The organism is Mesobacillus sp., from assembly GCF_047739415.1.
Taxonomy (GTDB): domain Bacteria; phylum Bacillota; class Bacilli; order Bacillales; family Cytobacillaceae; genus Mesobacillus.
In genome coordinates, this window is record NZ_JBIQOE010000075.1 from 1 (window position 1) to 10,685 (window position 10,685).

The 10,685-nt window shown below is 44.8% G+C and carries 8 protein-coding genes and 1 pseudogene; 7 read left to right on the forward strand and 2 right to left on the reverse strand.

The annotated features are described in order from the left end of the window. Together secA and prfB are read left to right on the forward strand one after the other, a co-directional pair. The coding region (gene secA, locus ACH0QE_RS06555) for a preprotein translocase subunit SecA (protein WP_415799893.1) at window positions 1-1,792 on the forward strand (1,792 nt) is incomplete at its 5' end. Between the two features lie 183 nt (window positions 1,793-1,975). After that, a protein-coding gene (gene prfB, locus ACH0QE_RS06560; protein WP_415799894.1) for a peptide chain release factor 2 occupies window positions 1,976-3,086 on the forward strand; the annotation gives its coding sequence in 2 pieces (ribosomal slippage) (window positions 1,976-2,047 and window positions 2,049-3,086; 1,110 coding nt in all). Window positions 3,087-3,138: 52 nt separating this feature from the next. Here the strand turns inward: prfB and ACH0QE_RS06565 are convergent. Continuing rightward, complete coding sequence (locus tag ACH0QE_RS06565) at window positions 3,139-4,098, reverse strand: NERD domain-containing protein (RefSeq protein ID WP_415799895.1); 960 nt, start codon at window positions 4,096-4,098, stop codon at window positions 3,139-3,141. A gap of 361 nt (window positions 4,099-4,459) precedes the next feature. Next, a pseudogene (locus ACH0QE_RS06570) lies at window positions 4,460-6,144 on the reverse strand (DsrE/DsrF/DrsH-like family protein); the annotation flags it as partial. Between the two features lie 459 nt (window positions 6,145-6,603). Here ACH0QE_RS06570 and ACH0QE_RS06575 point away from each other — a divergent pair. From ACH0QE_RS06575 to ACH0QE_RS06595, 5 genes are all read left to right on the forward strand, one after another. Continuing rightward, the gene (locus ACH0QE_RS06575) at window positions 6,604-7,467 is read left to right on the forward strand and encodes a YitT family protein (protein ID WP_415799896.1); all 864 of its coding nucleotides are present in this window, start codon (window positions 6,604-6,606) and stop codon (window positions 7,465-7,467) included. Between the two features lie 50 nt (window positions 7,468-7,517). Then, window positions 7,518-7,856, forward strand: a complete 339-nt coding sequence (gene cccB, locus ACH0QE_RS06580; RefSeq protein WP_415799897.1) for a cytochrome c551 — start codon at window positions 7,518-7,520, stop codon at window positions 7,854-7,856. Window positions 7,857-8,302: 446 nt separating this feature from the next. After that, window positions 8,303-8,989 (forward strand): cell division ATP-binding protein FtsE, encoded by a 687-nt coding sequence (gene ftsE / locus ACH0QE_RS06585; protein ID WP_415799899.1) that lies wholly within the window; start codon window positions 8,303-8,305, stop codon window positions 8,987-8,989. After that, entirely contained in the window at window positions 8,979-9,872 is an 894-nt protein-coding gene (gene ftsX / locus ACH0QE_RS06590) for a permease-like cell division protein FtsX (protein WP_415799900.1), read from the forward strand. Before ftsE ends, ftsX begins: the two co-directional genes overlap by 11 nt. 114 nt (window positions 9,873-9,986) lie before the next feature. Further along, on the forward strand, window positions 9,987-10,685 hold a 699-nt coding region (locus ACH0QE_RS06595; RefSeq protein WP_415799901.1), incomplete at its 3' end, for a coiled-coil domain-containing protein.

The following is a 10,685-nucleotide window of genomic DNA, read 5'->3' on the forward strand; positions in this document are numbered from 1 at the left end:
CACTTTGAAGCGTGAAGAAGACTACACATATGATGAAAAAACGAAGGGTGTCCAGCTGACGGAGGAAGGGATCACGAAGTCAGAGAAGGCTTTTGGCATCGAGAACCTTTTTGACATCAAGCATGTGACATTGCTTCACCACATCAACCAGGCGATGAAAGCCCAGGCGAGCATGCATAAGGATGTGGATTACGTCGTCCAGGACGGCGAGATTGTCATCGTTGACCAATTCACTGGCCGTCTGATGAAGGGCCGCCGCTACAGCGAAGGCTTGCACCAGGCGATCGAGGCAAAAGAAGGCCTTGAAATCCAGAATGAAAGCATGACGCTTGCGACGATTACATTCCAGAACTACTTCCGTATGTACGAAAAGCTTTCCGGTATGACCGGTACGGCGAAGACTGAGGAAGAGGAATTCCGCAATATTTACAATATGAACGTTGTTGTGATTCCGACGAACCGTCCGATCGCCCGTGACGACCGTCCAGATTTAATCTACGCATCGATGCAAGGGAAGTTCAAGGCGGTAGCCGATGACATCGCCGAGCGACACAAGGCCGGCCAGCCGGTTCTTGTTGGTACAGTTGCGATTGAAACTTCTGAGATCATTTCTGCCTTCCTATCGAAAAAAGGCATCAAGCATAATGTCCTGAACGCGAAAAACCATGAGCGTGAAGCGGAAATCATCGCTGAAGCCGGTTCGAAAGGTGCGGTTACGATCGCGACGAACATGGCGGGCCGTGGTACGGATATCAAGCTTGGCGAGGGCGTGAAAGAAGTTGGCGGTCTTGCCGTTATTGGTACAGAGCGTCACGAGAGCCGTCGTATCGATAACCAGCTCCGCGGACGTTCCGGACGTCAGGGAGACCCGGGTGTCACTCAGTTCTACCTTTCCATGGAAGATGAACTGATGCGCCGCTTCGGTTCCGATAATATGAAAGCAATGATGGAGCGACTTGGCATGGATGATACCCAGCCAATCCAGAGCAAAATGGTATCAAGAGCCGTTGAATCAGCGCAAAAACGTGTTGAGGGCAACAACTTCGATGCTCGTAAGCAGTTGCTACAATACGATGATGTCCTTCGCCAGCAGCGCGAAATCATCTACAAGCAGCGTGACGAGGTTCTTGAATCTGATAACCTTCGTGACATTGTTGAAAGAATGATCAGGTCTGCATTGGAGCGCAATGTCTCTGCCCATACGCCAGCAGGCGAGGATATGGAAAAATGGGATCTGAACAGCATCCTTGACTACGTGAACGGCAACCTGCTTCACGAAGGTGACATAACTGCTGAAGACCTTCGCGGCAAAGAGCAGGATGAAATTATCGAAGTGATCATGGCGAAGGTGAAAGAGCGCTATGATGAAAAAGAAGAGCTGTTGACTGACGAGCAAATGCGTGAATTTGAAAAAGTCATCGTGCTTCGTTCGGTTGACTCGAAGTGGATGGACCACATCGACCAGATGGACCAGCTGCGCCAGGGTATCCACCTGCGAGCGTATGGCCAGATCGATCCACTGCGCGAATACCAGCATGAAGGCTTCGCAATGTTCGAAAATATGGTATTATCCATCGAAGACGATGTTGCGAAATACATCATGAAGGCTGAGATCCGCAGCAACCTTGAGCGCGAGGAAGTAGCGAAAGGCCACGCGGTGAATCCAAAGGAAGGCGAAGGCGGTAAAGTGAAGAAAAAGCCTGTTACCAAGACTTTGGATGTCGGCCGTAATGACCCATGCATCTGCGGCAGCGGCAAGAAATACAAGAACTGCTGTGGTAAGGCGGAATAATAATTGCTCTTGCGTCACCGCACTAACGCATCGGGGGTCAGACCCCCGATGCAGTGCAGCGTTAAAGTGCGGGGCAAGGAGAAATAATTTTTACAATCAAGAGGGCCGGATTATCGGCTCTCTTTTTCCTTGGAACATACAATACGCTATAATAGAAAGTAACTTACTTATGAGGTGAACGATATGGAATTAGCAGATATCAGGAATGAGCTTGAGAAAACAGCTAAGAAATTAGCGGGCTTCAGGGGGTCTCTTTGACCTCGAAAATAAAGAAGCGCGAATCGCTGAGCTAGAGGATGGCATGCTTGCTCCGGACTTCTGGGATGACCAGCAGAAGGCACAGGTTGTCATCAACGAAGCCAATGCGCTTAAGGAACAGGTTAATGTTTTTAACGAGCTTAACGAGTCATATGAAAATCTCGATTTGACATATGAACTTGTAAAAGAGGAAGACGACGCAGATCTTCGGGAAGAACTCGAAAAGGAGCTCGTTGAATTCAAAGAGCGCATGAGTGAGTTTGAGCTCCAATTATTGTTGAGTGAAGAGCACGATAAAAACAATGCGATTCTTGAATTGCACCCTGGCGCTGGCGGAACGGAATCCCAGGACTGGGGCTCCATGCTGTTGCGCATGTACACGCGCTGGGCAGAAAAACGCGGCTTCAAGGTGGAGACTTTGGATTACCTGCCAGGTGATGAGGCAGGAATCAAGAGTGTTACTTTGGCGATTAAAGGGCACAATGCCTACGGTTATTTGAAAGCTGAAAAAGGTGTACACCGTCTCGTACGTATTTCACCGTTTGATTCTTCTGGACGCCGCCATACTTCATTTGTATCCTGCGAAGTTATGCCAGAGTTCAACAACGAAATCGAAATCGAAATCCGTACGGAGGACCTGAAAATTGATACGTATCGTGCAAGCGGCGCCGGCGGTCAGCACATCAACACCACTGACTCAGCGGTTCGTATTACGCACTTGCCAACTGGTGTCGTAGTATCATCCCAGGCCGAACGATCACAGATCAAGAACCGTGAAACGTCTATGAAAATGCTGAAAGCTAAGCTTTACCAGCGCGAAATCGAGCAGCAGCAAGCTGAGCTCGATGAAATCCGCGGCGAGCAAAAAGAAATCGGCTGGGGCAGCCAGATTCGTTCTTATGTATTCCACCCATACTCCATGGTAAAAGACCACCGCACCAGCGCCGAATCCGGCAACGTGCAGGCAGTCATGGACGGCGATATTGATATGTTTATTGATGCTTATTTGAGGTCTAAGTTGAGCTTGGGTGAGTAAACCGAACTGCAAATGAGCTTTGGGATCCCCCGCCGGGTTGGCGGGGGATTTTTTAAATCGGAGTATAATAGCAGCTTCTCCGCGTAGGCCCTTGGCATTTCAGGTTCATATTTGCCAGAAGCTTTGTTGCCAGTTTAGGTGAGTGAATGTGAAGGTATTCCCGAAACTGCTTGTTGGTGATACTATCGTTGATCAGGAGAAAGTAATCCTCGATGGCCTGGTGATGAGCATCTTTAGCTGTGGTCCCGCAATGTGTACAATTCCAGGTTCCGCTGTACCGCTCCATTGCATACTGGGAACAAGAGGGACATTGGACACCGGTCAAGTATTCAGAAGGATTAATCTTAAATTGATGAAGATGGGAGCTTGGAGGAACATCACTCTTGAATAAAAGCTTGCTCAGTTTTTTATATTCTTTTACGGAAAGTAGCTCTTTTTTATATTTTGATATGAACTCTTCAATTTTAAAGATGATTTTTGCCGGAGGACAAACGCGATGGTAGATTTCCTGATCATTGTATGGATTTCGTAATGCTGTTGAGGGATTGCTGCTGAAGACAAGGTACTCAATAGGAATCTGGGGGAAGTGGTGGTCCTTGAGCCACTTCATTAAAAGCAGACGGTGTCTTTTTACTTGAAGAATAGGATCTTCATAGGTATCTGTTTTGTCATTAAAAGTTCGTTCCATTTGATTAAAAGTAGAATGGAAGGTGAGGGTGCCTGCCATGTTCTTGGCATCGATAATGAGTGCAAATGAGGGAGAGAGCAGTAGAGAGTCTATTTGGAAGTGAGTTTGACCTGATTTAAGCCGAAGCCCTTGGAATATGTGGAATTCATCTTCATGTAGTAGGCTGGTGTAATAGTCTAGAGCTTCTTCGCCTTTATGGCCAGCCCTGGTTTTCATGGAATCTTGGATCACTTCAGGGAGTTTTGGATGATTAACAGGTAATCGTCTTTGAATTGCATTATTTATTTTGATACGGAGTGGGAATGTTCTTCTTTTTACGATCAAAATGGTCTCAGTCCTCTCGTTCTATTTAATTCCGGTAAAAGAATTCGCTAACAAGTGGTTAAAATCCTGCTTTTTACCATGCAGGGTGTCGATTTATTTAGGGTCCATTACACCATCACTACGAAATGAGTGACAATCACTACGAAAAATGGAATAATCACTATGAAAATGTCACCAATCACTACGAAAATTACAATCATCACTACGATTTTCCCCTTAATCACTACTTTTTCCATATAACAGGTAAAAATCAACACAACCCAAGGGCCAATTACCTTTTTTTAGCAACCCCACACGCTCAGAAACATGCTGTATACATAAAAAAGCGGCCTCCCACGAGAAGGCCTCTCTCCAATCAATATTAGATGAACAAATTCAATCCAGAATCTTCAGCATCCCCGAGGTAAGCTGCTACGCCGCCGATTTCCACTCCGTCGATGAGTTCTTCTTTTGCGATGCCCATGAGATCCATGCTCATGCCGCAGGCTACTAGCTTAACGCCGGCATCCATGGTGTTTTTTATCAAGGTTTCTAGGTTGTCGACGTTATGGTTGGCCATGACTGTCTTGATCATCTTGGCACCAATGCCGCCCATGTTCATCTTGGACAATGGCAGGTCGTTTGCGCCCTTCGGCATCATCATGCTGAACATCTTCGCCATCATGTCTTTCTCGGTTGACGGTGCGTCGTTGCGCTTAAGGATGTTCAGTCCCCAGAAGGTGAAGAACAAGGTTACTTCTTTGCCCATCGCCGCCGCGCCGGATGCGATGATGAAGGTTGCGATTGCCTTATCAAGGTCACCGCTGAACACGACCATCGTCGCGCCATTCTTAGCAGAAGCAGCTGTTGGAACGCCAGTCGGAACCTCAACAGGAGCAGCCATCGTATTCAAAGGCACAACCACATTCCCTTTCATGATCTGGGCCTTGAACTTCTTATCTTCAAATTTGTTGCTGATCAGTTTGTTGCCAGTCTTCTCACACCACGCTTTGATGTCTTTTGCGCGGTGCGTATGCCAACTCAAGATCCGGCAGGTCGAAAATCGTCATGCCGCCTTTGATGGCAGTTGCCATTACGTCGATGCGCTTGTCTGCGCCATCATAAGATACAGCCTGTGCACCGAAGATTTTCCCTGTCTCGCGGTCAAAGATCAATTTTAATGCGATCGGAATGCGCCAGGATAGTAGCCAGCGTGAGAGCTTGGGTGAACGTGCACAACATCGTAAGAGATGCCCAGGCGCTTCAATGTTTTTTCATTGTTACCTGTAGCTGCGACAGTCATATCGAACACTTTCGCAATGGAAGTGCCGAGCGTGCCCTGGTATTTTGAATCGATGCCGTTGATATGGTCAGCAACGATGCGTCCCTGGCAGTTAGCCGGCCATGCAAGCGGAATGTGAGTCGCCTGTCCGTTGATATAGTCTTTTACTTCAATCGCATCGCCAATCGCGTAGATGCTTTCGTCAGCCGTCTGCAGGCGTTCATTGACACGGATTGCACCACGAAGACCAAGCTCAAGGTCAGCTTCCTTAGCCAATTTATTTTCAGGCGCAACACCAATCGCAAGGATGATCAAGTCAGTATCAAGTTGCTTACCGCTGTTCAGGTTGATCAGCTTACCGTTCTTCTCAAAAGATTTCACCCCATCTTCAAGAACAAGGTTCACACCTTTTTCACGAAGATGCTGGTGTAAAATAGAAGCCATCTCAAAGTCAATTGGCGCCATGATCTGGTCAGCCATCTCCACAAGTGTTACCTTAACACCGCGTTCCCAAAGGTTTTCGGCCATTTCAACACCAATGAATCCACCGCCGATGACTGTCGCCTTCTTTGGCTGCTGCTCATCAACATACGCTTTGATTTTATCAGTATCAGGAATGTTGCGAAGCGTGAACAGTGCTTCAGCTTCAGTAATGCCCGGGATAGGAGGCTTGATTGGGCTTGCACCTGGTGATAAAACTAATACATCATAATTCTCTTCTTAGGTTCGCCAGTTTTAAGGTTCTTGATCTCAACCACTTTGCGCTTGCGGTTACAATCCGCAATCTACAGTCTGGCTAGATGCTGGACTCAAATATTGTGTAATGGTGAGCATGCAAGGTATTAAAAAAATGTATTTTTTTTTCTACAGGAAAGACTAATCAATATGACCGCCTCCTTGTACGTGAAAATATAACAAAGTACGACTAGGGGTAAGGGTATTTGGTGAATCACCAAAAATTGTTCATGATTTCACAAACTTAACAGGTAAGGACAATATTTTGCTGCAAAAATAGTAGACCTGATTGTTTCTATATTATTAACACGAATAAATTAGCATGTTCCAACCTAGTTTCATGAATCAGAGGTGTATAGTACCGTTTTCTCACAAGAGAATTACAATGATAACCGAATCAACCAAGCCACAAACTTTTGCCCTTTAACACGGCGCACTACTAGCGTTTACAGAAAATTCGACACGTGCTATACTCACTGACGGCATCAAAGGAAAAAGGGGATAGGACTTTGAAGAAAAGGCGTAATCATACATTAAATCCAACTATAGAAAAGCTTTTTGAATATGTATATGTGCTCATTGGATCGGCGATTGTCGCCATCTCGTTCAATGTTTTCTTGCTGCCGAACCGGGTTGCTTCCGGCGGGGTCAGCGGGATCAGTACGATACTAGATGCGACGCTTGGCTGGGAGCCGGCATACGTGCAGTGGGCGTTTAATATACCGCTGTTTATTGCGGGGGTTGTTTTACTCGGGAGGCAATATGGGTATAAAACTCTTGCAGGGACCATTTTCCTTCCATTTGTCGTGTTCCTGACGAATGATTTGAAGCCGTGGACTCTTGATCCTTTGCTCGGATCATTGTTCGGCGGAATCGGTGTCGGCCTTGGTCTTGGCATTGTATTCAGAGGAAATGCGTCAACTGGCGGCACAGATTTGGCGGCGCAAATTATCCACAAGTACACTGGGCTATCGCTTGGTACCTGCGTGGCGTTAATTGATGGACTGATTGTATTATCTGCAGCGATTGTATTTGATATTGAACGGGGTCTTTACGCGTTGATTGGGCTTTATGTTACTAGTAAAACGATTGACCTTGTGCAGGTCGGCATTGGGCGCTCGAAGATGGCAATGGTCATAACAAACCGTCAGGATGAAGTTCGTGAAGCGATCTTGAATAAAATTGACCGTGGAGTGACAAAACTATCAGCATACGGCGGCTATACGGACCAGGAACGGCCAATTATCATGTGTGTCGTGGACCAGACGGAGTTCACAAAATTGAAACAATTGGTTCAATCCATTGACCCTGCTGCATTTGTCATCGTAATGGATGCTTCAGAGGTATTGGGCGAGGGTTTTAAAAGAGCTTGATATTGGTATAAAATAGTCGTGTATGCAAAATTTTCTTAGGGGGAGTTAAGTTGAAGAAGAAATTATTGGCTCTATTAATGGGAACCTCCTTGGCACTGGCAGCTTGCGGTGGCGGCGGCGATGAAGCTGGCGGTGGCGGCGGCGATGAAGCTGGCGGAGGCGACACAGCTGGTGCGGACCCAGAAAAGCTTTATAATCAAAAATGTTCTAGCTGCCATGGCGGCAACTTGGAAGGCGGCGTAGGACCGAAGCTTAGCGACGTAGGCTCACGCTTATCACAAGAAGACATTGAAAGTGTAATTGCGAACGGTCAGGGGGCAATGCCTCCAAAACTTCTTGAAGGCGAAGACGCTTCTGCAGTAGCTGAATGGCTGGCAAACAAAAAATAAGAGTTATAAGGAAACGTCCTGAAATCGTTGGGACGTTTTTTTGTGCTGTTTTTTCCAATCCATTGACCGTAGAAATGCTGTCTTTATGCATTTCTGTAAAATCGCCAAATTATTTAGCAATTCAGCAAGCTTCACATTTTGTACATACAAGTTATGACAAAATCTTGTTACACCACGGTAATAAAACTAAAAATTCTACTAAATAAGAAACTCGACAACAGGTGGATTTTACTAGGTAAATAGCTAACTTAGGAGGATAAACAACCGGCAATTAATTAGATTTAATAACCTCTAGAGGAATTAAATGGAATAAAAAAACGTATTTGAAAAGAAACTGTAATATTTAAAAGGGTTTTTTTGATAGAGGGAGATGCTATAATAGGTTTGTTACAAATTGTCGAAGTTTAGCCGTGTGTTTAAGACAAACTATCTAAGGTGATACAAAAATGATAGATATGCAGGATGTTTATAAAACATATTCCAACGGCATCACAGCCGCTAATGGGATTAATGTCCATATAGATGCAGGTGAATTTTTATACGTAGTGGGACCCAGCGGTGCTGGAAAATCTACTTTTATAAAAATGATGTACCGTGAAGTTAAGCCTTCTAAAGGTTCCATCATTATTAATGGTGTAAATCTAGCAAAGCTAAAGGACAGCAAAGTACCTTTGCTTCGCCGGAATATTGGCGTCGTGTTCCAGGACTTCAAATTGCTGAATACTCTTTCAGTCTATGAAAATGTCGCTTTTGCGATGGAAGTTATCGAGGAACAGCCGCAATATATCAAGAAGCGTGTCATGGAAACGTTGGAATTGGTCGGGCTTAAGCATAAAGCCAGGTCGCTTCCTACTGAGCTTTCAGGCGGGGAGCAGCAGCGTGTTGCTATCGCTCGTTCAATTGTGAACGCACCAAAAGTAGTGATCGCCGATGAGCCGACGGGAAACCTTGACCCTGATACATCATGGGAAATCATGAACATTTTTGAGGAAATTAACCTAAGGGGAACCACGATCGTCATGGCGACCCACAACAAAGAAATCGTCAACACAATCAAGCATCGAGTCATTGCGATCGAGAACGGCAGGATTGCTCGTGACGAAATGAAAGGTGAATACGGATATGAAAGCTAGAACATTCCGCCGCCACGTACGCGAGAGCTTTAAAAGCTTAGGCCGAAACGGCTGGATGACGTTTGCATCCGTAAGTGCCGTAACGGTTACCTTGCTTTTGGTCGGTATCTTTTTCGTCATTATGATGAATTTAAATAAAGTTGCAACCACGATTGAGGAAGATGTAGAAATCCGAGTTCATGTGGATGTAGCAGCGAACGACAAAGATAAAGAGGTATTGGAGCAGCAAATCAACCAGGTTTCCGGAATCAAAAGTGTGACCTATTCTTCCAAGGAACAAGAACTTGAGAGCTTGATAAAAAGCCTGGGAGATGAAGGGGAAGCCTTTCAGTTGTTTGAGCAAGACAATCCTTTGAACGATGTGTTCGTCGTAAAGACGAAAAACCCTACTGATACAATGAGAGTTGCCAAACAAATTGAGAAATTCAATTATGTCTCTACTGTAAAGTATGGACAAGGCAAGGTCGAAAAACTATTCAGTTTTATAAAAGTAAGCCGCAATGTTGGACTCATATTAATTGTCGGACTTCTTTTTACAGCCATGTTCTTAATCTCTAACACTATTAAAATTACGATTATGGCACGTAAACGAGAGATTGAAATTATGAGACTTGTAGGAGCTACGAATGGTTTCATCAGATGGCCGTTCTTCCTTGAAGGTCTCTGGTTAGGAATACTGGGAGCGATTGTGCCAATTGCTGTCGTATCCGCAGCATACTATTATGCTTACGATTACTTGAACGATAAGCTGAAAGACCATTTTATAAAATTGCTTGAATTCAATCCGTTTGTTTACCAATTATCAGCAATCCTCATCATTATGGGAGCTGCTATTGGAATCTGGGGAAGTCTCATGTCCGTCCGCAAGTTCTTGAAGGTGTAAAGGAGAGAATTCCGGGTCTCGCCTGGAATTCTCCTAAACACTACATAGCCAATAGACGATAGATAGAAAGACGAAGTTACGAAACTATCTGAGTAAGAGAGGGGAACAGATCTAGTGAAAAAGCAGATACTCTCACTAGCAATAGTCAGTACTTTAAGCCTGGGTTCTTTGCTAAGCCCATTAACCGTAGATCAAGTCACAGCAGCCAGCATTTCAGAAATGCAAAAACAAAAGAAAGAGCTCGAACAAAAACGCTCAGGCATTAATTCTGAAATTAATGAGAAGAATTCTAAGATCGGCGAGCTGCAAAACGAGCAGCAGGTATTGAATGACCAAATCAAGAAGCTTGATTTTGCCGTAAGTGATGCCGAACAGAAAATCGAAGCAAAGAACAAGGAAATATCTCAGACAACTGAGGAAATTGAAGTATTAGAAGTTGAAATTGCAGAATTGAAGAAGCGTATTGAAAAACGTAATGAATTGCTTAAAGATAAAGCGCGTTCTTTCCAGGAAAACGGAGGAACAGTAAACTATATTGATGTATTGCTTGGAGCACAAAGCTTCAGTGACTTCGTAGACCGAGTCAGTGCGGTTACAACAATTGTAAATGCAGATAAGAATATCCTTGAACAGCACAAACAGGATAAACAAGACCTTGAAACAAAGCAACAGGAAGTAGAAACAAAGCTTAATAATCTTAAAGAAATGAAAAAAGATCTCGAAGCGTTGACAGTTAAGCTGAATGCACAAATCAAAGAAAAGAATGAGCTTATGAGCACTCTTAAGGCTGAAGAAAAGCAAATGCATGCAGAA

Coding starts and splice junctions, on each gene's coding strand:
- ftsE (WP_415799899.1), top strand. CDS start 8,303: ATGATAGATATGCAGGATGTTTATAAAACATATTCCAACGGCATCACA.
- ftsX (WP_415799900.1), top strand. CDS start 8,979: ATGAAAGCTAGAACATTCCGCCGCCACGTACGCGAGAGCTTTAAAAGC.